22 protein-coding genes are annotated in these 25,298 nt (G+C 44.0%); 19 read left to right on the forward strand and 3 right to left on the reverse strand.

What is annotated here, in order from left to right; translation table 11 throughout:
• Positions 1 to 139: 139 nt before the first annotated feature.
• The 18 genes from MHH50_RS01695 (at position 140) to MHH50_RS01780 (ending at position 17,929) form a co-directional block, all read left to right on the forward strand.
• Positions 140 to 955: a transporter substrate-binding domain-containing protein gene (locus tag MHH50_RS01695; protein WP_076124700.1), complete on the forward strand. Its 816-nt coding sequence runs from the start codon at positions 140 to 142 to the stop codon at positions 953 to 955.
• A gap of 93 nt (positions 956 to 1,048) precedes the next feature.
• On the forward strand, positions 1,049 to 1,699 hold the full coding sequence (locus MHH50_RS01700; RefSeq protein WP_076124698.1) for an amino acid ABC transporter permease: 651 nt from the start codon (positions 1,049 to 1,051) through the stop codon (positions 1,697 to 1,699).
• Positions 1,700 to 1,709: 10 nt separating this feature from the next.
• The gene (locus tag MHH50_RS01705) at positions 1,710 to 2,432 is read left to right on the forward strand and encodes an amino acid ABC transporter ATP-binding protein (protein ID WP_076307988.1); all 723 of its coding nucleotides are present in this window, start codon (positions 1,710 to 1,712) and stop codon (positions 2,430 to 2,432) included.
• Positions 2,433 to 2,587: 155 nt separating this feature from the next.
• Positions 2,588 to 3,034, forward strand: coding sequence for a tellurite resistance TerB family protein (locus MHH50_RS01710; RefSeq protein WP_076124697.1), 447 nt, complete (start codon positions 2,588 to 2,590; stop codon positions 3,032 to 3,034).
• Positions 3,035 to 3,158: 124 nt separating this feature from the next.
• A complete protein-coding gene (locus MHH50_RS01715; protein ID WP_076124695.1) occupies positions 3,159 to 3,755 on the forward strand; it encodes a TerD family protein in 597 nt (198 codons plus the stop codon).
• 29 nt (positions 3,756 to 3,784) lie between these two features.
• On the forward strand, positions 3,785 to 4,360 hold the full coding sequence (locus tag MHH50_RS01720; protein WP_036687420.1) for a TerD family protein: 576 nt from the start codon (positions 3,785 to 3,787) through the stop codon (positions 4,358 to 4,360).
• 57 nt (positions 4,361 to 4,417) lie between these two features.
• Entirely contained in the window at positions 4,418 to 4,999 is a 582-nt protein-coding gene (locus tag MHH50_RS01725) for a TerD family protein (protein ID WP_036687422.1), read from the forward strand.
• Between the two features lie 133 nt (positions 5,000 to 5,132).
• Positions 5,133 to 6,413, forward strand: coding sequence for a TerD family protein (locus MHH50_RS01730; RefSeq protein ID WP_076124694.1), 1,281 nt, complete (start codon positions 5,133 to 5,135; stop codon positions 6,411 to 6,413).
• A 27-nt stretch (positions 6,414 to 6,440) separates the two neighbouring features.
• The gene (locus MHH50_RS01735) at positions 6,441 to 7,181 is read left to right on the forward strand and encodes a TerC family protein (RefSeq protein ID WP_036687425.1); all 741 of its coding nucleotides are present in this window, start codon (positions 6,441 to 6,443) and stop codon (positions 7,179 to 7,181) included.
• Positions 7,182 to 7,406: 225 nt separating this feature from the next.
• On the forward strand, positions 7,407 to 8,615 hold the full coding sequence (locus tag MHH50_RS01740; protein ID WP_232061116.1) for an HpcH/HpaI aldolase/citrate lyase family protein: 1,209 nt from the start codon (positions 7,407 to 7,409) through the stop codon (positions 8,613 to 8,615).
• A gap of 76 nt (positions 8,616 to 8,691) precedes the next feature.
• On the forward strand, positions 8,692 to 10,002 hold the full coding sequence (locus MHH50_RS01745) for a phosphoribosyltransferase family protein (RefSeq protein ID WP_076282401.1): 1,311 nt from the start codon (positions 8,692 to 8,694) through the stop codon (positions 10,000 to 10,002).
• A complete protein-coding gene (locus MHH50_RS01750; RefSeq protein WP_076302299.1) occupies positions 9,983 to 11,134 on the forward strand; it encodes a cysteine protease StiP family protein in 1,152 nt (383 codons plus the stop codon). The genes MHH50_RS01745 and MHH50_RS01750 overlap by 20 nt, the downstream gene beginning before the upstream one ends.
• Positions 11,131 to 11,964 carry an HAD family hydrolase gene (locus MHH50_RS01755; RefSeq protein WP_036687429.1) on the forward strand — a complete coding sequence of 278 codons (834 nt, stop codon included), beginning with the start codon at positions 11,131 to 11,133 and terminating at the stop codon, positions 11,962 to 11,964. Before MHH50_RS01750 ends, MHH50_RS01755 begins: the two co-directional genes overlap by 4 nt.
• Positions 11,961 to 13,016, forward strand: a complete 1,056-nt coding sequence (locus MHH50_RS01760; protein WP_076185601.1) for an ATP-grasp domain-containing protein — start codon at positions 11,961 to 11,963, stop codon at positions 13,014 to 13,016. Before MHH50_RS01755 ends, MHH50_RS01760 begins: the two co-directional genes overlap by 4 nt.
• A 34-nt stretch (positions 13,017 to 13,050) precedes the next feature.
• Complete coding sequence (locus MHH50_RS01765) at positions 13,051 to 13,758, forward strand: hypothetical protein (RefSeq protein WP_340034576.1); 708 nt, start codon at positions 13,051 to 13,053, stop codon at positions 13,756 to 13,758.
• Between the two features lie 11 nt (positions 13,759 to 13,769).
• Positions 13,770 to 14,870, forward strand: a complete 1,101-nt coding sequence (locus tag MHH50_RS01770) for a toxic anion resistance protein (RefSeq protein WP_036687432.1) — start codon at positions 13,770 to 13,772, stop codon at positions 14,868 to 14,870.
• Positions 14,871 to 15,331: 461 nt separating this feature from the next.
• A complete protein-coding gene (locus MHH50_RS01775) occupies positions 15,332 to 16,120 on the forward strand; it encodes a formate/nitrite transporter family protein (protein WP_076124688.1) in 789 nt (262 codons plus the stop codon).
• 192 nt (positions 16,121 to 16,312) lie between these two features.
• Positions 16,313 to 17,929 carry an ATP-binding protein gene (locus MHH50_RS01780; protein WP_340033885.1) on the forward strand — a complete coding sequence of 539 codons (1,617 nt, stop codon included), beginning with the start codon at positions 16,313 to 16,315 and terminating at the stop codon, positions 17,927 to 17,929.
• A gap of 90 nt (positions 17,930 to 18,019) precedes the next feature.
• Here MHH50_RS01780 and MHH50_RS01785 read toward each other — a convergent pair whose 3' ends face one another.
• Entirely contained in the window at positions 18,020 to 20,302 is a 2,283-nt protein-coding gene (locus tag MHH50_RS01785; RefSeq protein ID WP_076310047.1) for a TPM domain-containing protein, read from the reverse strand.
• A 175-nt stretch (positions 20,303 to 20,477) separates the two neighbouring features.
• Positions 20,478 to 20,621 (reverse strand): hypothetical protein, encoded by a 144-nt coding sequence (locus tag MHH50_RS01790; protein WP_167348483.1) that lies wholly within the window; start codon positions 20,619 to 20,621, stop codon positions 20,478 to 20,480.
• A 305-nt stretch (positions 20,622 to 20,926) separates the two neighbouring features.
• Here MHH50_RS01790 and MHH50_RS01795 point away from each other — a divergent pair, with 305 nt between their 5' ends.
• Positions 20,927 to 24,049: an EAL domain-containing protein gene (locus MHH50_RS01795; protein ID WP_076219205.1), complete on the forward strand. Its 3,123-nt coding sequence runs from the start codon at positions 20,927 to 20,929 to the stop codon at positions 24,047 to 24,049.
• A 118-nt stretch (positions 24,050 to 24,167) separates the two neighbouring features.
• On the opposite strand, the gene MHH50_RS01800 is transcribed toward MHH50_RS01795, so the two are convergent.
• Entirely contained in the window at positions 24,168 to 25,262 is a 1,095-nt protein-coding gene (locus MHH50_RS01800; RefSeq protein ID WP_076124680.1) for a GGDEF domain-containing protein, read from the reverse strand.
• Positions 25,263 to 25,298: the final 36 nt, after the last annotated feature.

A 25,298-nucleotide genomic window follows, 5' to 3' on the forward strand; every position in this document is an offset into this window, starting at 1 on the left:
AGTGATGTACGCATAAAATGTATAAAATAATAATATTGTGTTATATAACCTTACATTATTTAGAAAAGTTAATTGTCATGAATCCTTTAATCTGTTAAAATCTCTTTAAGTTATTTCCGAAAATAGGGGGAATGGGGATATGAAAATAAAAGGTCGTGTTTTAATGTCAGTTTTTATATCATTTGTGGTGGTTGCATTGGTAGGTTGTGGAGCAAATAACAGTAAAGCTGGTAACGAATCCTCAGCGGAGAAAATTAAGTTTGCCAGTGATGCCAGCTACGCTCCTATGGAGTATATGGACACGGATAAAATCAAAGGATTCGACATCGATTTCATTAAGGCAGTTATGGAAGAAGCGGGAATAGACTATGACGTAACGAACACAGGCTGGGAAACGATGCTGCAAAGTGTGAAGCAGGGAACGGAGTATCAAGCAGGGCTATCTTCAGTATCGATTACGGATGAACGTAAAGAAACCTATGACTATTCCATCCCTTATTTCGAATCTACCAATATGATTATGGTTAAAGAAGGCAGCGACATCAAAAACGCACTTGATCTTAAAGATAAAGTAGTTGCAATACAAGGGGCCACAACTGCAGATGACCTGATGAGCGGAATAATGGGTGTCGACAACCCTAACTTGAAACGTTTTGACAGCAATGCGGTGGCATTGATGGAACTGAATGGCGGCGGAGCCGATGCGGTTGTAGCGGATATTGCCATTGTACGTGAGTACATGAAAAACAATCCTAAGCAGAAGCTGGTGGGGATTGTAGACACGGAGAATTTCGGAGCGGAATATTACGGCATTCTTTACCCTAAGGGCAGTGAGTTAAAAGCGAAACTGGATCCGGCTATTAAGAAGGTATTGGAAAACGGAAAGTACGCGGAAATCTACAAAACTTGGTTCGGCGAAGAACCTAACCTGGATAGCTTATTGAACGCAAAATAAGGAAAAAACCTAATAAGCATGCGTAATGATAGCTATTGCGCATGCTTATTTTTTTAAAGAGAGATGACATAAAGAAGAGAAGGGGAGAGTCCTATGGATTTTAGAATGGACATTATCATTCATTATTTGCCCGTCCTTTTAAAAGGGACACTGCTGACTATCGGTATTTCTGTAGTTTCTATTTTATTTGGCTCTATTTTGGGACTGGGGATCGGATTTGGCAAAATGGCCCCAAAATGGTATTTGCGCTGGCCTTTTCATTCATATATCAATTTTTTTCGAGGAACACCACTGTATGTGCAGATTCTGATTGTTCACTTTGGAGTGATTCCCCCGCTTTACGGCAAAACCAATGCTCTAATTACTGCGTTTGTTGCTCTGTCGCTTAATTCGGCTGCTTATTCGGCTGAGATTTTTCGGGCAGGCATTCAGTCGGTTGATCGTGGGCAACGGGAAGCGGCTATTTCATTGGGGATGACTAGTCGGCAAGCGATGAGATTTATTATTTTACCGCAAGCGATCAAACGGATGGTTCCGGCTTTTGGTAACGAGTTTATTGTGCTTGTGAAAGACTCCTCTCTTCTGGCTTTGGTGGCTGCACCGGAAATAATGTATTGGACCAACACGATGAAAGGGCAATATTTGCGGATATGGGAGCCTTATTTGACAGCGGCACTTATTTATTTCATTCTTACCTATTCTCTTAGCAAGCTGCTGAATTACGTTGAACGGAGGCTGAAATAGGATGGAGCCTATGATTTCAGTACGGAACTTACATAAATCATTTGGAACAAATACGGTGCTGGCCGACATAAGTATCGATATTTTCAGTCAGGAGGTAGTGGTGGTTATTGGGCCGTCCGGATCGGGTAAATCCACCTTTTTGCGTTGCCTTAATTTACTGGAGCAGCCGCAGGCCGGCGAGATTGTAATTGAAGGCACTTCTTTGATGGCGGCGAGTACGAAGATTAACGATATCCGTACAGAGCTTGGGATGGTGTTTCAGCAGTTTAATCTATTTCCTCATATGAAGGTTATAGAAAACATTATGCTGGCACCGGTTCAGGTGCGTAAATGGTCTCCGGATAAAGCGCGGCAAAAAGCGCTTGAGCTGCTGCAAAAAGTAGGTCTAAGTGAAAAAGCAGAGATGTATCCAGCCTCATTGTCTGGGGGTCAGGCTCAGCGGGTAGCGATTGCAAGGGCGCTGGCTATGGAGCCCCAAATTATGCTCTTTGACGAACCAACCTCAGCGCTTGACCCGGAGATGGTGGGGGAAGTGCTGGCGGTGATGAAGGAACTGGCCCGTGAGGGGATGACGATGGTCGTGGTGACACATGAAATGGGCTTTGCGCGTGAGGTGGGGGATCGGGTGCTGTTCATGGAACAAGGTGAGATTGTGGAAGAAGGAAGTCCGGAGCAGCTGTTCGGAAATCCTAAGCAAGAACGGACACGATCCTTTCTATCAAAGGTGCTGTAATTTAGTGGAAAGTAGAATCTTGTTATTTTATCAGGTATATTAGAAGAGTAACGGTTAATTCAGGGATTTATATGCAAAATCTGTCGGAACGTGGAGAGGAGGCTCTGGGGATATCTTTTGTTATCATAATCTTGCAGTGATAGAGGGAGAATACGATGAGCACATTTAAAAACTGGTTGAATACAGCCAAAAGCGGACTTACAGATCAAGTGAAGAAATTCAAAAATAAAGATTTCATGAATGCGGTAGTTGCAGGCTGCGCTTTGGTCGCTGCGGCGGACGGTAAAATAGAAGAAGCAGAGAAAAACAAAATGGCCGGCTATATGAATATGAGTAATGAATTGAAGGTATTTGACATGAGAGATGTCATTGCTCAATTCAACTATTACGTAAGTAACTTCGAATTTTCACCAGAAATAGGAAAACAAGAAGCTTTGAAAGCGATCGCTAAGTTTAGCGGCAAACCAGAAGCGGGCCGTCTGATCGTGGGTGTATGCTCGGCAATTGGATCAGCTGATGGTGATTTTGATGATTACGAAAAAGCAGTTGTGCGGAATATTTGTGGCGTCTTAGGATTAAACCCTAGCGAATTCAGTTTATAAATTAGGTGAAGTCATAGATAAAAGTTCGTTGAAACGTAATTTATTCTTTATCGTATCACTGATATAACACCTAAAAGCTAGACTAACAGATAATGATTTTTATCGGAAACGGAGGTACGTTGATTTGGCTGGAATTAATCTGGTAAAAGGTCAAAAGATTGATTTGACTAAAGGTAATGCGGGCTTGTCCAATGTAATTGTGGGCTTAGGCTGGGATCCAATTGAAGCCTCGCGGGGATTCTTTGGAGTCAAGAAACAGGCGAATGTCGACTGTGATGCCTCAGCACTGCTGTTAAATGAGGATGGTAAGCTAACTAAGAAGGGTAACCTGATCTGCTTCCACAACAAGCAAAGTCCTTGCAACTCGGTCATTCATTCCGGAGATAATCTGACGGGTGAAGGCGACGGAGATGACGAGCAAATCATGGTTAATTTGAAAGCCATTCCTGCCGATGTTCACAAGGTTCTGGTTGTCGTTAACATTTACGATGCGGTGAATCGCAAACAGGATTTTGGAATGATCAAATCAGCGTATATTCGGGTAATAAATGCTGCCGGGAATAGTGAGTTGATTAAATTCAACTTGTCAGACAACTACACAGGTTTTACGGCACTTATTTGTGGAGAGCTTTACCGCCAAGGTGGAGAATGGAAGTTCGCTGCAATTGGTGAAGGCAGCCACGCCGCTCATATCAATCAACTTGCAGAACGCTACGTATAATCCAAATATAAGAAAAGAGGTATGTAATCATGGCAATTAATCTATCCAAAGGTCAAAAAATCGATTTAACGAAAACAAACCCAGGTCTATCCAAAATCACAGTAGGTCTTGGTTGGGACACTAATAAATATGACGGCGGAAAAGATTTCGATTTGGACGTATCCGTCTTTTTGACCAATGCTAGTGGTAAAGTTGATAAAGAAACCAACTTCATTTTCTTCAATAACAAGCAAAATGAGAATGCTTCTGTTGTTCATACCGGAGATAACCGTACAGGTGAAGGCGATGGTGATGATGAGCAGGTTCAAGTGGATCTTCAGAACATCCCTGCTGATGTAGACAAAGTAGCTTTTACTATTACAATTTATGATGCTGAAGCAAGAAGCCAAAACTTTGGACAAGTCTCCCGTTCCTACGTACGTATCGTAAACGATCTGAACAATGAAGAATTGATTCGTTTCGACCTCGGTGAGGATTTCTCTATTGAAACTGGTGTTGTTGTAGGCGAATTGTATCGTAACGGTGCAGAATGGAAGTTCAATGCTATCGGCAGTGGCTACAAAGACGGCTTGAGCGGTTTGACTCGCGACTACGGCCTGCAATAAATTTCATTCTGCATGCTAAAGATGAATTGAATTCATAAATGAAAGAAGGTTTTGTCAGTGACGATCAGTCTCTCTAAAGGACAACGGATTGATCTTACCAAGACTAATCCGGGTTTGACGAAGGTAGTAGTAGGGTTGGGCTGGGATACTAATAAGTATAGCGGCGGCCAAGATTTTGACCTTGATGCCTCAGCCTTTTTACTGCATGAAGATGGTAAGGCCAAGGGCTCCGATGATTTTGTATTCTACAACAATCCTTCGGGTGGCGCAGGTTCCTTGACTCATACGGGGGATAACCGTACAGGTGAGGGTGACGGAGATGACGAGCAGATTGTTGTTGATTTCAGCAAAATCCCTGCTCATATTCAGCGCATCGGAATAACGGTAACGATCTATGATTATGAAACTCGGGCACAAAACTTTGGACAGGTTTCCAATGCTTTTGTACGTGTAGTAGATGCTTCTAATGATCGTGAAGTGCTTCGCTTCGATTTAGGTGAAGACTTTTCAACTGAAACAGCTGTTGTATTCTGTGAGTTCTACCGCAATGGTGCGGATTGGAAGTTCCAGGCGATTGGAAGTGGCTTTGCCGGCGGTCTAAGCGCTTTATGCAGAAACTATGGACTGGACGCGCAATAACATCCAAGTGGGCGGGGTCATTACCGATCCTGCCCTTTTTATAAATATTTAGAGCAGTACAGACTCCACTTTGTGGGGTTCTTTTTTACAAAATTATTAGTTGGTTTACTCCATTTATAAAGGTGGCGTAAGAATGAGTGTTAACGTAGTCAAAGGGCAAAAAGCTGATCTGACCAAAGGCAATGCTGGACTTCATTCTATAATCGTAGAGATCGGCTGGCATGCTCCGGCTGCTCTGGAGATTGATAGCTCTGCTTTCCTGCTTGGATCAGAGGGTAAAGTAAGTAAAGACGAGGATTTAATATTTTATAATAATCCAGCCACATCTTATATTAGGTATAAGGATGTGCCAGGATTCAATGACCGCAAGCAATTCGAAGTTCAATTGGATAAGATTCCTTCCGATGTGATGAAGATTGCCTTTACGCTTACCATTTATGATGGGGAGAAAAGGGGTCAAAGTTTTGGGCAAGTTAGTCAGGCCTATTTTCGGATTCTCAATCAAGTGACAGGTGCGGAACTGCTCCGATGTGATCTCGACAATCTTTTCTCCGTGGAAACGGCCATTGTGGTAGGGGAATTATATAGATATAACAGTGAATGGAAGTTCAGTGCCATTGCAGCGGGGTTTGCCGGAGGTTTGAAAGAGATATGCAGCAACTTCGGTATTGAAGCGAATGAGGAGCCTGCTCCTGCTGCTCCACAGCCGGAGGTTAAGCCGCAGATTCCACCACAAATCTTCGCAACGCCGCCTGCGCAGCCAGTGAAACGTGAAGAGAGCTCTCCAGCCACACCCCCGCCTTCGCCAATGAATCTCAACTTGAAGAAAATCGAGCTGAAGAAAAAAGGCGATTCCATCAATTTGAAAAAATCAGCCAGTGGTGATTTAGGGGAAGTGTTGATTAATCTCAACTGGAACCAGAAGCAGGGCGGACTCTTTAGTCGTAAAAATGGCGTAGATCTAGATCTTGCTTGTCTGTATGAACTGAAGAATGGCAGTAAAGGAGTGGTACAAGCGTTGGGCAATGCCTTTGGCTCATTGAATCAACCTCCTTATGTCATGCTTGATGGGGATGATCGGACAGGCTCCGTAACTACTGGTGAGAATTTGCGTATAAATGGTATCAAAATTTCCGAGATTGAACGCATTCTAGTGTTTTCCTTTATTTATAAAGGGGTAACCAACTGGTCGGAGGCCGATGGGGTTGTCACCATCAAACAAGGCGGAGGACCTGATATCATTGTAAATTTGGACGAGCATAACAACCGAAAAGGGATGTGTGCCATTGCGTTATTCCGGAATGTAAGCAATGAAACATTTAGTGTTGAACGGCTGGTGCAATATTACAGTGGTCATCGTGAGATGGATGAAGCCTATGGCTGGGGGCTGCGCTGGGTTGCGGGCAGCAAATAATCGATTTTACCGGAGGCGCAAAGTGTAATGGATTGGTTCGCAGATTTTTTTAGAAATATTAGTGAGAATTATGGGCATTTTTTCTCATGGAGTGATGTAGTAGGTACACTCTCTGATCCTGTGAGCTGGGGGATTATCGGGAGCTTAATTCTACTAGAAGGTTTGCTCTCTGCAGATAATGCACTTGTGCTTGCCGTTATGGTTAAGCATCTACCTAAGGAGCAGCAGAAAAAGGCGCTTTTCTACGGTATCTTAGGGGCTTATTTGTTCAGATTCCTGGCCATTGGACTAGGGACATTTCTTATTAAGTTTACTTTGGTTAAGGTTCTTGGTGCACTGTATCTCTTTTATATCGCATATAAAGGTTTGTTTAAGGGCAGTGGCGAAGAGCATACGGAGAATAAAGGCACTTCTTTTTGGAAGACGGTTCTCCTTGTTGAATTAATGGATATTGCTTTCAGTATTGACAGTGTTATTGCGGCATTTGGACTTAGCGATCAGGTTTGGGTTCTCTTTATGGGTGGTATCTTAGGGGTTCTGATGATGCGCGGAGTGGCGCAGGTATTCTTGAAGCTTATTGATAAATTCCCTGAATTGGAACAGGCAGCGTTCCTGCTTATCGCCATTATTGCGGGTAAGATGCTAGCGGGTGCTTTTGGTTTTGAATTGCCGCATGTCGTATTCTTTACAATCCTTATAGCGGTATTCGTGGGTACGATCCTCTATAGTGCTAGACGTAAGAAAAAAGATGCCCATAAAAGTGCATGATTAAAAAAGTAATTGCACCATAGAGAAGTCGGAGCCGATCATGCAAGAATAGAAACGCCTGCTTCTTTCAGGTAATCGTATATGTTATAGCGTAGGCCTTCACTTATATTTGAGAGAGCCAAGATGCCATCCCCAAGGGAGAGTATTGCCGGTTCTGACACTCTCTATGAGGAGAGGTCTACGCTTGTTTTGCTTGGCTTCGCAAAACTATAAGGGGGAACCGATTTGAGATACTTCGATTACCTGACGAAAGAACAAGAAATCTCTTTGTTTTACACTCCGCCTATCTCATTTGATCATACCACGAACAAGGAACTGCTAGCCTACGCTGTCGGCGCTGCCCTCTATATGCCGGCTACCCGTGCAAGTGTTGCAGAAGACATCATTAAGCTCAAGAATGCAGGTCTAGTGACGGTTATTATAGATCTGGAGGACGCAATCGGAGATGACCAGGTTGACAATGCAGAGGAGTCTATTATCCAGCATCTTATTTACCTAGCTGCTTACGCAGAAAATGAGCTGGATTCATCGAACAGCCTCCCGCTTCTTTTTATACGAGTACGTAACCCGGACCAACTCCGGCAAATGATTTTCCGCTTGGGATCCTTGGTAACGATGTTAACAGGGTTTGTATTTCCTAAGTTCTCTGTGGACAATGGAATTCAATATTTTGAAACGTTAGCTGAGTACAACAATACGCGTGGTTATAATGATCCTGTGCTTTACGGGATGCCAATCTTGGAAACTGCACCTATTATTTATCGGGAAAGTCGAGTGGACAGTCTGCTATCTATCCGTGATTTACTCCGTAATTACCGTGAACTTGTCCTAAACGTCAGAATTGGGGCAACGGATTTCTCCAGCCTGTTCGGACTGCGTCGCAGTCCTGATGTTAGTATTTATGATCTTACTCCTATCCGTGACTGTATCTCGGACATTATCAATGTGTTTGGGCGGGTTGAAGAGGGATATGTGATCTCAGGACCTGTCTGGGAGTATTTTGCGAATAAAGGTCATCGAGTTCTCCGGCCGCAGCTACGGCAGACGCCATTTGAGGATACTTACGGCAAAAACGGCCGTGATATGCGGAATAGCTATATCTCGAGCAGTGTGGACGGGCTAATTCGTGAGGTTATTTTGGATAAAGAGAATGGAATTGTGGGTAAGACGATTATCCATCCTTCTCATCTCAGACCTGTTCAGGCGATGTATACGGTGATGCATGAGGAATACGTCGACGCTTTAAGCATTGTAGAAAGTAATGATGGCAGTCTGGGCGTGTTTAAGAGTCAATATTTTAATAAAATGAACGAAATTAAGCCCCATCTGAACTGGGCAAGACGAATTTTACTACGATCTCAAATATACGGGGTGTTACATGAACAACAGCATTTTGTCGGATTATTACCCGAAAACGAATTTACGCACGTATAACATAGTCGAGAACCTGCAAGTGAATGTAACCGAAACCTTTAACCCCTTTCATATGCCTCTGGATTCTTTATTTTCTATGGCGGCGCGAATTAATAAAAAACGAACTTTTCTGTTTGTCAGTAAGGTGCTTGGCAAGCATATCCCCGTCGATCCGTATACTTCACTTCTAAGCGGAGCAGCGTTGGCGCTGCTGTTATATCAGGAGATGAACGGTGATTCCGTGGATAGTGATCGTATGACAAAGTTATTGGATATGGCGGTTCATGGGCTGATTCATCCTGAATTTGCTAAGGAAGCCTATCAACATTTACTAGCGGCCCGGCTGGTTTTGCCCAAGCCTGTGGTTTTTATTGGATTCGCAGAAACGGCAACTGCACTGGGTCACAGTGTGTACAACATCTTTGCTGAGCAGGCATCCTATATTCATACTACGCGTGAGCATATTCCTGATTTGGAGTCTGTTGTAAGTTTTGTAGAAGAGCATTCCCATGCAGTTGATCATCTATGTTATGCCTTGGATACCGAACTCTTATCTGGGACAGAGCCCATTATATTGGTAGATGACGAGATTACGACCGGGAAAACCGCGATCAATACAATTCGAGATATTCAGTCAAAATTCCCGCGGGAGGAATATGTGGTAGTCTCTCTTCTGGATTGGAGAAGCGGCAGCAATCTTCAACACTATAGTGAGCTTGAGCAGGAGCTGGGGATTCGCATTAAGTCGTTATGTCTGCTGCAAGGGAATATTGAAGTGATAGGTTCACCAGTGTTTAATAAGGATACTGAGCAGCTGGATAGAGAGGCCATTTCTGAGTGTGAGGTTGTAACTACTTATGCTCAAGATGGAATGGAACGACTGGAGGTATCCTCTATCGATTCCTATGGTGAGATCAACACAGCGCCTTATATGAAATATAGTGGACGGTTCGGAATGGAGTCACAGGATAATCTGGAGCTTGATCAGGGTGTGAAACGAATAGCTGAGCAGCTGCGGCAATTGCGTAGAGGACCGAAAGCCTTGGTAATGGGTGTAGGAGAATTTATGTATCTTCCGATGAGAGTGGCGGCGGAAATGGGGGAAGGGATTGCTTACCAGTCTTCCACTAGAAGTCCAATTCACCCTGAGCGTCGGCCGGATTATGGGGTACATAGTGCTGCTGCGTATCCTTCAGCTGGTGACCCGGAAATCACAAACTTTATTTATAATATAGCTCCTGGTCAATACGATGATATATTTGTGCTGATTGAGCGTGATGTACCGCATGAGCGTATGAAACCTATGCTTGATATACTGAAGAAACTGGCCCGCCATAAAGTGCATCTTATTGTACTGACCTCGGAAAGAAGAAGTGGAGGCCCTACCTATGAAGGGAACAGTAACTGAAGAAATTCTAAACAGAAGTATAGCCGAACCGGTTCCGCTAGGCAGCTATTCTCCGTCAGATGTTATATTTTTGCTTAAGGATCTGAGCGATGTTTCACTGGAGCGGGCGACTGACGAAAGAGAGGCCGCCATTCAATCAGGCGTACACTACTCTGAGATGCTGCCCGTGGAATATCAGCCTACTGAGCAGTATATTGAGTTATTTCACGAGACGCTGGAGCAATCTGCGGAGAAGGTCGCTCTAGCAGTAGCGGTAGTCTCTGAGATGATTGTCGCTCAAAGGGGACTTGATACGGTGTTAGTCTCTTTGGCAAGAGCGGGAACACCAATTGGTGTACTGATTAAGCGTTATATCCAAGAGCGATATGGTGCTGATCTGCCGCATTATAGTATCTCTATCATTCGGGGCAAGGGGATTGATGAGAACGCAATCCTTTATATTCTGCAAAAGCACGGGCTTGACGCTGATTTGCAGTTTGTCGACGGATGGACGGGGAAAGGGGCTATTCGCCAGGTATTGATTGAAGCGTGCAACAGCCTATATGAGAAATATGGCATTCGGCTAAATGATGACCTGGCCGTATTGGCTGATCCCGGGAACTGTTCAGGCACGTTCGGGACTAGAGAGGATTATCTTATTCCTAGTGCATGCCTCAATTCTACGGTGTCAGGACTGATGAGCCGGACAGTGCTGCGCGATGATTTAATCGGTCCGGAAGAATTCCATGGAGCTAAATTCTACAAGGAATGGCTCGATACGGATGTATCTAATGTATTCATTGCGGCGATCTGCCCGTATTTCTCCTCCGTTGCGGAAGAAGCACAAGCGATTGCTGAACAGATGCAGCAATCGCCGCCAGAAATTACATGGCAGGGCCTGCGTGATATTCAGAGTATTCAAGAAGTGTTCGGCATAGATAACATCAATTTGGTCAAGCCCGGAGTCGGAGAAACTACCCGAGTGCTGCTGCGCAGAGTACCGTGGAAGATTCTTGTCGATACTATGGATAATCCAAATCTTCGTCATATTATTCTCTTAGCAGAGGATAGAGGGGTTCCAGTAGAAGTATTCCCTGGACTCACCTACTCCTGTTGCGGGATTATTAAGCCGCTGAGAGGTGAGACGGAATGATCTATGCCAGTGATTTGGACCGAACGTTAATCTATTCCTTAAATGCAATCGGTGTCCCTGAGAATACTCCGGGCCTGGTTCCTGCGGAGGTTGTGGATGGTAAGACGGTTTCATACATTTCGCAAAAAGCATTGGCTGATCTGATGGAGCTTACTTCCCGTATTATCTTTATGCCCGTTACAACACGTACAATAGCGCAGTATAAGCGTATTAATCTGTTTCAAGACACGATTATTCCAGACTACGCGATTACTAGTAATGGCGGGAATATTCTGATTGGTGGCGAAGTAGATAAAAGCTGGAGAGCTTCTGTGGGCAGGCTTGTTCAAAATGAATCGGCTGCGGCAGAAGAAGTTAGAATGCACGTTAGGTCTGTAGTGCACGAGGAATGGATCATTAGTGAGCGGTATTGTGATGATTTATTTTATACTTTTGTAGTAGTTCGTGATTTATTACCTATGGATGAGATCACGAATCTGGCAGAGCGATTATATGATTTGGGCTGGCGGGTATCCTTACAAGGGCGCAAGCTATATGTCGTTCCTGCCGCTGTGAATAAAAGTGATGCGATTGTTCATGTGCGCCGGACGGTTCGTTCAGAACCGATGGTAGCATCGGGAGATTCCTTGTTGGATAAGAGTTTACTAGAAAGTGCGGACTATGCGATTGCTCCTTGTCATGGAGAAATATTTGCAGAGCAGCAGAGTGGTCTTGTAAAATCAAGGTATCCCTTTACGAAGCAAGCGGGTGTTTTTGCTGGTGATGAAATTCTACAGTATGTAAACATGATCTATAATAACTTAACCGTATTGGGAGTTGGGCCACTATGAAAAAGGTAAACATTTATTTCAATCGCTGGTTTTCCGTCGCTTACCATTATATGAATCTCATCCGCAATAATGAGGATGGCGTTCCTGTACAAATCTTCGCCACGCATCCTGATATTCACCATATGTCCCTTCAAGGTGCTGATGTTGCTGGGACTGAACCAGCACTGACTGGAATAGAATATGTTCAATTCTGCGTGGATTTCTGTCGCCGCAATGAGATCGATATCTTCATTCCACGGTTACATATGCTGGATATAGCTTTGCATGCTGCTATGTTTGATGCGATTGGCACCAAGGTTCTAGTCTGTAGAGATTTGGACTTATTGGAGACCATCATGGATAAGGGGAAGTTCTACGAAAGTGTTAAGGAAACAGGGATTATGACAATTCCTGATTATCATGTGGTGAGTACAGCAGAGCAGTTCAAAGAGGCTTATCATGATCTTGTAGCCAAAGGACACCACGTATGCTTTAAACCCACGGAGACAGAGGGAGGCCTCGGCTTCCGTATCATTGATAACACACGTAGTCCTTTACAGGAGCTGTTTGGTCATGTAACTCCGCTGATATCCTTCGATGAGGCCTATCGTATTCTGGGAAGTGAACCTACATTCCCTGAACTTATGGTGATGGAATTGCTGGAAGGTTATGAATACAGTATAGATTGCTTGTCAGATGAGAATGGCAGGCTGTTAGCGGCTGTACCCCGTCGTAAAGCTGGCGGTCGTCTGCGGCTGATGGAGCATATTCCGGAGCTGGAGGAGATCGCTTCCCGGGTAGCAGAGGTATATAAAATACCTTTCAATTTCAATATTCAAATGAAGTATAGTGGTGGAATTCCTAAACTGCTGGAGATTAACCCCCGGATGTCTGGAGGTCTTCATATTTCTTGTCTGTCTGGAATTAACTTTCCATACCTGGCTGTCAAAAGTGCACTCGGCGGAGAGGTCCAGCCTGCGGAGTTCGGCGATAATGTGCTTGCCAGCCATGTAGAGCAGCCGCTAATTATGAAAATAAACGGCGAATCCGTAATTCCGGATCCCGTGAATTGAGCGTTCGCAATCTCGCTCACAAGAGGTGAGAAAAATTAAATTTAAATCGAAAATATTGCTGTATGCCGGTATTGGCTATGTTGTCGCTGTATTAACGAGTTCTTTTTTGCCTGAGTTACTCTCCTTGCTGTTGCCTGTAGCGGGTGCAGCGGTAGGGGTTCTTGCAACGAGAAGTCCAAGAACCAACCTTCCGGCTGAGGTGCTGCCAGCAGGTCCAGAGACGGTGCCTGTTGCTCCAGCTCCCTCTGCAAATTCTCCGCAATTACCTAGTGTGGCAAATAATGCTGCACCAGGTAATCCGGGCAATAGTGGTAGAACTGAGGCCGAACCAACGAAGATTGGACCGGAATTTGCTCCAGTAGTTGAGTACCTTAGCATTCTGGAAGATATGATTATCTCCGAGGGGCAGAAGGATACACTGGACAATGAAATTGTCGAGAAATCACTGGCGCTTTTTGCGAGACTTCAACGTGTAATTCCGCTGCTGCAGGAGCTCAATAATGGTGATATTAATCATACGGTCCGCAGATTGATTCTGAAGGATTTAAATGGTGTGATTAACCCATTTTTGCGCCTAAGTGGTGAAGCGAAGACGAAGAATCGGAGAACGCTGCTGAACGGTCTAAGAGATGTTGATTCCAAAATATCGGATATTGCTTCGACGATCGAACATAAAGACCTGATGGAACTTCAGACGAAGGCGGAACTGATTCATCAGCGGTATAGCAGTTCCGAATTATAGGAGGGAAACCCATGTCCACGCAGTTGATCCAATTAAAAAAAGAAGATGAACAAAAGGTAGTCGAAGAAGCCGCACAATTGATCGAGAAGGTATCTCAGACAGATACAGTCACGTTGGATTCTTTAATGGATGATATTGGGAAGCTTGGGGTGAAGACGCAGGAAAAAGCAGGCCAAACGCTCAAGCTGCTGGATCGTCCGGTAAATGACCTGATGTCCGGTAAGCGTGTTGAAGTGCCTAACATGATTATGAAGCTGCGGAATGAGTGTGAAAATCTGCAACAGAGTAAGAATGTTAGCTTTTTCGGCAAAATGCTGCGGAAGAGTCCGATGAAGAACTATGTGTACAAATATCAGTCTGTCCGCACGAATATTGATGCGATTGTTACTGGTCTACGCGACGGCAGAGATACCCTCGAAGAGAGTATTGTAAATATGCGCCAGCTGAAACGTACCTCTATGGAGGAGATCTATAACCTTCAAACCAAAATTGCCTTCGGCAATAAGCTAAAAGAGCTGTTCGAGGTGGAGATTGCAAAGCCTGAGAATGAGTTCCGTAAAGCTTATCTGGAGCGTGGTCTGCGTAAAGTGATGGTTCGTATTCAGTCCATGACAGAGATGATTCTGCTCTACAATCAAGCGATTGCTGCTACAGATATCATCAATGACAATAATGATAAACTGATCGATTCCGTAAATAATGCGATTGATAAAACTTCTAATCTGATTACAGTGTCGGCAATGATTGCGATGTCGCTGGCCGATCAGGAGAATGTTATCAACGCTGTAGAAGCAACAAATAAGACGATTGAAGATCAGTTTAAAGAAAATGCACGCTTGCTGCGTACGACTACAGAAAAAACCACCGAGCTTCTATCCAAACCTTCCATGTCTATGGAAGCCGTGAATCAAGCGATCGGCGATCTGCTTAGCGCATTGGATACTTCGGAACAGTCAAACCGTCGTATTATCGAAAGCTGCCAGGATTATACATCCAAAATGACGACGATCAATACCCAACTGGGCAATCGTCTAGGACTCAATGAAGCGGACAAGCCTGAGGCGCTGAAACAAGGTGAAGCAGAGAGCCAACTGAGCAGCTTCTTGAACTAATTGTTTTAAAAAAAGTCCGTAAAAATATAGCAGAGCAGTGAGCCTTCATTTCTGGGGGTTCGCTGCTCTGCTTTTTTTTGGATATGAAGTAGCTTGCTTCAACTACTGCATAGGCGTAAACGTGATCTAATCAAATGAAGTTTGCTGTAGCCAAACATAAAGCCCTATCCACATACATAAGTTGTCACAAGACTACATGTGGAGGAAGTGGGGATAGGCTATGGTTTTAGGCTGTTTGATACTCGTGCTTATCATCGTCGCCAGCAGTGAAAAAGCAGAAGCCATTGCTAAAATGAATGAAGACAATTAGCAAGAGGTAGCTTCGCTTCCCCGTAAGTATTCAGGGATTTTTTGCCGCGAGTTGGTTCAAGTAATTTCCAGCGGGTTATTGGGTATAATAACGCAAGGCTGTCGATTAGCCCATAATCAGCTGGAAATACCAAAATCCCTAAGGAGGTCACATGGAGAACGAGGCACTGCTTCAGGTTGAACAATTAGCACTTAAGAAACAGAAGATATTCCGGCAAAGCGTAATGCGCTATATTGCCAGAGCCATGCTGGCCAGTATGTTTATCGGATTCGGTGTAATTGTAGCATTTAAGACAGGCAACTATTTCTTTATGGAGCAATCCCCCTTTGCATATCCAATGGCTGCGATTACTTTCGGAGCGGCTATTATTCTAATTTCTTTTGGTGGTGGGGATTTATTCACCGGAGATACTTTTTATTACACATACACGGCACTAAGACGGAAAATGAAATGGTCTGAGGTTGTCCGCATGTGGATCATGAGTTATATCGGTAATATTCTTGGGGCTGCCGTTTTTGCCTTGCTGATTTTTTTGACAGGACTGTTCTATAGCTCAGATGTAAACGGTTTTTTGCTATATGTAGTGGAGCATAAGATGGAAGCCCCGGCAGGTCAGCTTTTCTTTCGGGCCATTCTTTGTAACTGGCTCGTTTGTATGGCTTTTTTTATACCGATGAATATGAAAGGCGATGGGGCCAAAATGTTCGCCATGGTCTTATTCGTATTCTGTTTTTTCATCTCCGGTTATGAACATAGTATTGCCAATATGTGTACCTTTGCGATTGCGCTTGTACTTGATCATCCCGGAACGGTATCGTGGTATGGCGTGGTGCATAACCTTGTCCCCGTTACGATCGGCAATTTAATTGGCGGTGGCGTACTGATGGGGGTAATGTATTATTATGTGAATAAACCTTTTTTGGATGACACTAAGCATTAACAGAAAAATAGAAAATAGTAATCCTCCAAAACTTCGCTCTTTTATAGGGGTGGAGTTTTTTTGTGCAGAAAGTTATTTTTTAACATTGGGATTATTTGATTTTTAAGGATTGAAAAGGATTAGAGGAAGAGAGGTAGAATACATAATTATGCAATGCAAAATTGAAGATTCATACAGAATGGGGTAAGGGCTTTGGATGAGACAACAGGGATACTGACGGATGAGACCATTATTAAGGCTTCCAATCAGCATTGTATTGACCAAGGAATTGATCCTGAGCAACCGCCTGTCTTTGCAAAGGGATATTCTACTGATGAATTGGGGGCACAGCTTAGCGCATATAGTGAAGTGATTGAGGTTATCGAATTTTTTGTCAAAAAATTTCTTTCCTCAGTCAAAGGGAACCCGATCCTAGTTACGATTTCGGATGATGCAGGTTATCTATTGGCGTTCCAAGGAGATGCGACGATTATAGATCTCGTAGGACAGGTAGGCATCAAAGAAGGCGTGCAGATGAATAAAGAGGTGGGTACCAATTCAATCGCTTTAGCCCTTGAATATCAGAGGCCATTCCAGCTGACAGGACGAGACCATTTCCATCATATTTTGCATCATTTAGTATGCTGTACAGCTCCATTTTATAAAGAAAATGGGCAAGAAATTTTAGGTACAATTTCATTTATGGCAGATATAGATGTAGCCCATCCCCATTTGCTGCCTCTGCTCTGTACGATGGCTGACTCGATTGAACGTGAGATTTTGTTGCGGAGAGGGAATTCTCAGCTGCAATTATTAAATCGGATTTTGCTAGAGACCAATTACTTAGGGGTAATCATAACAGATCAATTCGGAACAGTCGTGAATATAAATGAGAACGGTTTAGCTATGCTTCATTTGGGTGGTGAGCATCAAGAGTCTGTTGTTGGAACTAGTGTCTTTGAAATTAGGAATGTGGGTGCATACTTTCAACATGTCATCATACATCATGTCGCATGTGCCGGGTTAGAAGTGATTCAGGAGAAAAACGGGTTGTTCGAGCATTATATGTTAGATGTACTACCCGTTTACGATGGGAATGGTTACTTAGCGCGTGTGATTGGAAGTTTGCGCAACATCACGGAGATGAAAAGAACGGAAGAAGTGCTGCGCAATACAGAAAAGCTAGTGGTCGCAGGACAACTGGCTATGAGCATTGCACATGAGATCCGCAATCCTCTGACTACTGTGAAAGGGATGCTTCAACTGGCTAATAAAGATTCACGTCTGTTGCATTATGATCTCATTATGTCAGAAGTGGAAAGAATGAATCTCATTGTGAGCGAGTTTCTTATTCTGGGTAAACCGCAGGCTGCGCATTATATGACTGAACAATGTAGCACGATCCTGCTGGAAGTATTGAATATCTTCGCGATTCAGGTGGAAATGAATAATATAGTGTTAAATACAAAGATCCATTATGATGCTGAGATCGAATGTGACCGCAATCAGATTAAGCAGATTTTCCTCAATATCCTAAGAAATTCAATGGAAGCTTTGCCTTTTGGCGGGAGCATTACAGTGACTCTTGATGTGAAGGATGAATTCCAGGTGATAACCTTCACCGATAATGGAGAGGGGATGAATAAGGAAGTTCTGGATAAATTAGGAGAACCTTTTCACACGACTAGAGGCGATGGGAATGGACTTGGCTTCATGATTGTCAAAAAAATCGTGACTGCCCACAGAGGATATGTGGCAATAGCTAGTGAAGAGGGAGTAGGCACGGCCGTTACAATTTATCTTCCGATGGCACATTCATACCACAAATAAAACAGCAATAATTCATAATTAAAAAGACTCTTCCGCCCATATAAGCGAAAGAGTCTTTTTGTATATCCATTTGCATCTAATGGTGAGGAATTACCACTTAGAGCCACCCGATGAATTTCCACCGGATTTGCCGCCGCCACCGCCCCAGGAAGAACCACCGGAGGATTTGCCGCCACTGCCGCCACCACCCCAGGAAGATCCGCCGGAGGAACGTCCCCCACCGAATCCGCCTGAAGAAGGAGGACCAGAGGACATCCGTTTACGGGCTTGCGCACGCCGCTGTTGCTCTCTCATCATGGCTAGCTGGGCAAGCCGTTCTTCCTCTTCTTTTTGGCGAACGATTCGGTTCGCTTCATTCACAAAGGAAGTGATCTGAGCGTCATAAGCGCGGCCAATCGATTCCAGTTCCTCCAGGTTGTAAGGCCGGGATGACAACCGTTGCTCCAACTGGCTATATTCCGGCAGTAAGGATAACTCAAAGCGGATTCTGGAAGATAAGCCTCTGCTGTGCAGCATTCGCTGGGTCGTCTCTACCCGACTTTGTCCTTCGGAGAAGAGACGTTGTACTTTATCCAGTCTTTCATTTAATGCATTTAGACTTTCAGAGACGCCGTCATATTGCCGGCCAGCTTCATCCTGCAAGGACAGCAAGCGCTCCAGCGCATCGTGGGCCTTGTCATATTCGCCCCGTTCATCACTGGTCCAGTTCTCAATTTGCGCCACTTCACCTGCGCCTTCCCGAAGACGTGTGCTCCACTCCGTCAGAATGTTCTCTACGCTAACTATATGCTGTTCTTCGAAATGTATACGTGCTTCTGTAATTCGGGCCTGCAGCTCGTCTCGCCGCTGCTTCAAGTGGCTCCATGTGGTGCGGAATGTCTCTAGATCTCTGCGGTTATTCTGCCGCAGCAGTGCTTGCTGCTCTGTCATAGCAACAGCTTCATCCAGAAGCAGATCTAGACTGGCGCCGATTCTGCGCACCTCATCCATATCTCCTATACGCAGCGGCGCTTCAAGTGTCAACGATTCTACGCGGGCCTGCTCTAGGTGGTCATATGGCTTAACCTTCATATTGTGCAGTGAATTCTGTTCAATGATCCCGGTGATTTTGGCACGTGCCGCAGCTAATACCGTAGGAAATTTGTTTAGCTTATCATCATAGAGATCAACATCCTTCAGATCCTGTTCGATTTTTTCCTGACGTTCCTGTGCATCCTCGGTAACCTCTTGTGCAGCAATGGGATCAAAAAGCTCCAATTGGTCTGCCTTAGCAGTTTCCTCCGCAAGCTCCTTAAGTTCCTCTACAATTTCTTGAAGCTGATATCCGGTTTCTTTAACTGCACCTTGCAGCTGTTCTTCAAGCTCTGGCGTATCCTCTTTCAGCTCTGTAATACGCTGTTTGACATTGCGGTCAGCTTCGCTAATGACAGCAATGTGTTTCTCTTCCTCTTCAAGCGCTGTGCGGAAGGCAGCTTCGGTCTGCTGCAATTGTTTCACGGCTGTCTTGAGGGCAGCCAAACGATAAAATGCTGGCTGAACACCTTGACCTTCACTTTGTAGTGCGGAGATTTCAACGAGCTTGGCGGACAGCCGCTTGGAAATACCTTCGACTAGCTCTCCCGTCTTCCCTTGAACGATCCCTTGAAAAGGGTTTAGCGATTCCAGTGCCCGATTTGCCTGGACCATTAAATTAGATAACTGTTTCTGTTGCTCGCTAAGCTGCTTGCGTCGACGCAGACCTGTAACCATTACAAAGAGTAGAAGGAGGATTAGAAGGGCTCCGATAAGAATCGCTGCAATCATAAACATGGAGCTGCTGGAGCGGTTTACATCATTCCCGACCCCGGCTGCGCTCCCGTTTCCTGCGGTTCCTCCAGTATTGCCGGCACGATCTCCGATGGAATGGATGGCATTAATCAAAGCCTTTGTCCCGCCAGCGAAGTCCCCTTTTTTGGCATAAGGAATGAAATAGGTGTCGAGCAGTTTTTGGATGGCTGAACTTCCCGAGGACCCTCCCTGATTCTTAGACCAAGTATTTAACGAGCTTTGAAAGTCTGGATTTAAGAAATTTAGCTCAATGGACTGGTCACCAGCGGAGATCAGCAGTAGAAGATCCCGCGTGGACAGTTTCCACGAGTCATAAACCTTGTCTGCATACTTATCAGCTGGAGTACCGTCTGTGGAATCTACAGTGAGTACATGGATGGTCATGAGTTCTCCAGTAGCGGTAGCAGAAATAGACGCGGATTCTGCGGAACTGAACATTTCAGCGTTATCGGTAACGAATCCCTGCTGTGTAGGAATTCCAGCGGCGTATGCACAAGGTACCCATAACAGGCTGAGCATTAAGAATAAAGCTATATACTTTTTCAAGCTGACACGCTCCGATCTGAAGGACTTTTTATTCAATATATTATGCTGATAATTATACTATATCATTAACCATCAGGTGACCTGGAGATACTCCAATTATTATATAGTTATGTCTGCATACCAACAAAAAAAGCCATGCCCCCAAATAAGGGAACACGGCGTATACTCGGAAGCATTATCTTGTCGGCAGACAGAGAATGTATTGCAATCTGGATTTAATTTCTTTTTGCCATTTCAAATCTCCAACTTTAACGGCAAGATTGAGCAGATCCAGATAATCGTCAACCTGTAATGTTGTTCGGGTAGAGGTAACGTTCATGGGTGATCAGTCTCCTTTTAACTTAAATATAGTAAATTGAAATTATTAACGCTTATAATAATGATAATCATTATCATCGTTTGTCGTTATTGCTATTATCCACATTTTCTATGTAAAAAGCAATATAAAAATCAAGACTTCGTAACTTTTATCATTTACAAATAAAAGAGTCCATCGAAAGATGGGGATTTGCGTATAATGTGTGGTTTTAGGAAAGAATTAGCAGGAATCTTACCATATTTTGTCGAATACTTTTTAGAATAATGCTTTAAATTCTAAATTTTAGCAAAAAGGGGAATTGGGCAATGAAGCGGTGCACAATGTTGCTTCTGATTATTTTTCTGCTTTTGCTCGTACCTCCTACAGCCGCTCACGCCGAAAGAGAGGATATAAGGTACCAAGTAGAACTGGAATATCCACCTTATAAATATGTAGAAAACGGGTATTTGACCGGGTTTGATATTAATTTGAGCACGATGATTTTTGAGAAGCAGGATTACCTTATTCACTACAGTACTGGGCAATGGGATGAAGTATACAGTCGGCTGATTCAAGGAGATATTGAAATAGCAGGTCTTATGGCAATTACGGAGTCGCGTAACCAAGAGGTGTTATTTTCAGATCCAGTTATTAAGAATTATATTTCCATCTATGCAAGGCGAGAGCTTGAGGATGAGATCGATTTAAAGACGTTGGGAAGTTATAAGATTGGGTTAGGGAATGGACAGTATTCTGCAACCGTGCTGAACAGCAAGGTGGGGATTACAAATTACATAGAATATGCAACGACTCCTGAAGCTTTGAAGGCTTTAGAAAAGGGGGAAATCGACCTTCTATTTGAGAATCAGGAAGTGATTGATTATCTGATTGCTGAACAGAAATTGAAGGGGAGTATTATCAAAAAAATGAGCAATCTCTACCCTAGGGATGTCGCTTTTGCAATAAGTAAATCCTCTCCGGAGCTAGTGACTTATGTTAACGAGAGATTGGATCGCCTGCATCGTTCAGGTGCTTTTGAAGAGCTGTATCAGCACTATTTCTTCGTTCATTCAGATTATTATAAAGTTATGATGCGCAATAGATTTATTGTGGGAGCCATTATTCTGCTCGGCCTTCTGATCATTAGTGCGGTTTTGCTAAAAATGTATATTAATCACTTACGGCGGGCGGTTTATTCGGAACAGCAATTTTTTGAAGATGTAATAGAGCATAGCGGTATGGTGGTTTGGGCTGTGCAGGCGGATAAAAAGGTAGTTCGGTTTAACAATTACGCTGAGCGAATGACGGGCCTATGCGAGAATGAAGTAGTGGGCAAAAACATTGAGGATATAGAGGGGCTGACAGGCAGTACGGCGGCTATTCGGAATCTGTTGGAAAGGGCCGTACAGCTTGACTATGTTGATAATATCGAGCATAAACTTCCAGACAATTCGCCAGCAGCGCGGTATTTTTCATTTCGGACCACCTTGTTGAAAGGATTGGATAAGCAGGCAGCTGATATTTTTGTGCTTGTAGGAGTGGATATCGATGAGCGCAAACAAAATGAGCTAAGGCTTCAGCAAAGTTATGAGGAACTGGAAGCTACTTACGAAGAGCTGTCAGCGACAGAGGTCGAGCTACAGGAGCAATTTGCTAAGCTGCAAGTAGGTGAACGACGGTTCAGTCTCGCGACAGAGGGTTCTGGTGCATACATGTGGGAGCTTGATTGGGAGACAGGACTGTATAATCTATCGGATCGCTGGTACAAGCTCATGGGCTATACGGAGGATGAAATCAATTCCTTCGAAAATGGGGTGCTTAGTATTATTCATCCCGATGACCAGCCATCATCCCAAAAGGCAAGACATGATCATCTGGCAGGTTTAACACCTATCTACGAGACGGAATACCGCATGCGGACCAAAGATAATCAGTTCGTCTGGTTTGAGGTAAGTGGTAAAGCTATCGTTGATCCAAAGAATGAAGTTGTGTTATTTATCGGTTCGCTGATTGATATTAGTAAGCGCAAGCAGGTAGAGCTAAAGCTGAGCAACAGTTATCAGGAGCTTGAGGCAACCTATGAACAGCTTACAGCCACACAGCAGGAGCTTGTAGAGCAATACGATATGCTGGTGGAGAATCAAAAACACATGCATCGTCTAGCTTATGTGGATGAGCTTAGTAATCTACCCAACCGTGTATGTCTACTGGAATCTATGGAGAAATATCTGCAATGTTCAGGAGGCAAGGCGGCGCTGTTGTTCGTAGACACCGATAATTTTAAATACATCAATGATACCTTAGGGCATAAATCCGGTGATGTTCTTATTCAGAAGGCTAGTAAAAGGCTGCAGTCGGTGGTGCGGGAAGGAGATATGCTCTCTCGGCTCGGCGGGGATGAATTCGTGATTTTTATTAAGGATATAGAAAACCACGAGGATGTGCTAGACCTGGCGGAGCGTATCATGAGAGCGTTCAGGCAGTCCTTTTTAATCGGAGAGAGTTATTTGTACGTTTCCGTAAGCATCGGAATTTCCTTTTATCCGGAAGATGGGGAGACCACCGAGCAAATCTTAAAAAATGCGGATGTCGCTATGTACCGGGCAAAAGAGGATGGTAAGGGGACTTATGTGGTATATGACAAATCTATGCATACTGCGTTTAATGAACGGATGAATATAGAGAAACATTTGCGCAGTGCCATGAATAATAATGAGTTTGAGTTATATTATCAACCGCAGGTGGATATCCAGTCTGGATTAATCTCTGGTTTTGAGGCTTTAATTCGCTGGAATAGTCCAACGCTGGGCTTTGTATCTCCACTTTCCTTTATCAAAATCGCCGAGGATTCCAGGCTGATTATTTATATTGGAGAATGGGTGCTTAGGGAATCGTGCATCTTTATGAAGGGCATTCAAGATCGTATGGGCATTCCTTACAAGATATCAGTTAACATTTCCATTATTCAACTATTGCAGGATGATTTCGTCGAGATGGTGCAGGAAAGTCTGGCTGAAAGTGGGCTAAAGCCTAGTTGTCTTGAACTGGAAATCACCGAGTCTATTTTTATGGAATCGTTTGAGAGTATCGTGAATAAGCTTCAATTCCTCAAATCCCAAGGCATTCGTATTGCGCTGGATGATTTCGGAACGGGATACTCATCTCTTAGTTATTTGCAGCAATTGCCGATTTCTACGCTTAAAATGGATAAAACCTTTATCGATTCGCTTTCGGAAAAAGCTTACAGCCAGTCTTTTGTGCAGACCATTATACAGCTGGGCCACAATATGGGGCTGGAGGTCGTTGCGGAGGGAGTGGAAGAGATCAGCCAGCTGGATTTCCTCAGAAAATCGGGCTGCGATAAGGTACAGGGATATCTGGTTAGCAGACCTGTTCCGAAGCAGGAAGTGGTGGAGCTTTTGGAACCGCAGAAGCGTTACGGAATATAGCAGTGGATACACAGCCCTCATCTCAAGGTGGGGGTTTTTGGTATGAAATGCTTCTGAAATTAAGGCTTTGCAAAAAAAACAAGCTCCGACAGATAAACAGTGTCTGTGGAGCTTGTCACTAGCTGATGACAATTTTGTTCTTCCCGGTGTTTTTAGCTTCGTAAAGTGCATCATCAGCCTGCTGAAAAGTAGAATTTTTGGAGTCTGCACCTGTGTAATCATGCATCCCGATACTGACGGTTATGCTTTTCCCTTCCATTTCGGCAAAAGGGGTATCGGCGACTTTGGCTAGAATCTGTTGCATGATTTCATAGGATTGCTCAAAGGTTTTGGTTGTCAGAATGACAATGAATTCCTCGCCCCCGTACCGCGCGGCGAAATCATCAGGACCGATATACTCGAGCAGGATCGCTGCGACTTTTTGTAATACGATATCTCCAACGGAGTGTCCATAGCAATCATTTACTTTTTTGAAATTATCGATATCCATAACGGCAAGCTGCATGGAGAATGGATTACTCTGCTGATGCTCGATTAGCCAACCCAAATATTCGTGAAAAGTCTTGTGATTATACAGATCAGTCAGGGGATCTATCTTAGATAGACGATCCATGATTATATTCTGAATGCGTAATTCCTGTTCTGACTTGACGGAGTTCTGCAGGGATTGCATCAAATCACGTCCACGAACGATTACTGCAAAACCTGCCAAAGCAGTGCCTGCAAAAATAAGAGCGATAATGATTGTTTGGGTGATCGGGAAGTACTCGTGAATGGATGTCTTGGTGAATAAAATGATCGTGTACAGTAGAGAAATAGCAGAAGTGGCTATCATATAACTGCTCTTCAGATAGATCATCGAGACTAGTAGCGGGAACAGCATAATTAATGATTTAACATGCAACTCATCGCTGAGATTGACGATAATCAAAACCGCAAATAGATGGCTTGCAACCGTAATGGCGAGTTGGGCCCACAGAGGCCTCCATCTATAGATTACTTCTAGAATAATGATCAAACTCACTATGATGGAATCAGAAATCAACGAGTGCTCAATATAATCGTTCCTGGTTGGGGTTTCCGGACGCTGGCTCCATAAGGATAGAGAAACAATGAACTGAATACTTAAATACACAATCAGGATGATCCAGAATGAATTGAGAAGCACACGATTCCAATAGGTCTGACGAGGAGTTTGAGGTGTGGCGCGCATAATGTGATCCTCTTTTCCAGTGGCAATATGCTTATA

The organism is Paenibacillus sp. FSL H3-0302 (assembly GCF_037982245.1).
GTDB lineage: Bacteria > Bacillota > Bacilli > Paenibacillales > Paenibacillaceae > Paenibacillus_AQ > Paenibacillus_AQ odorifer.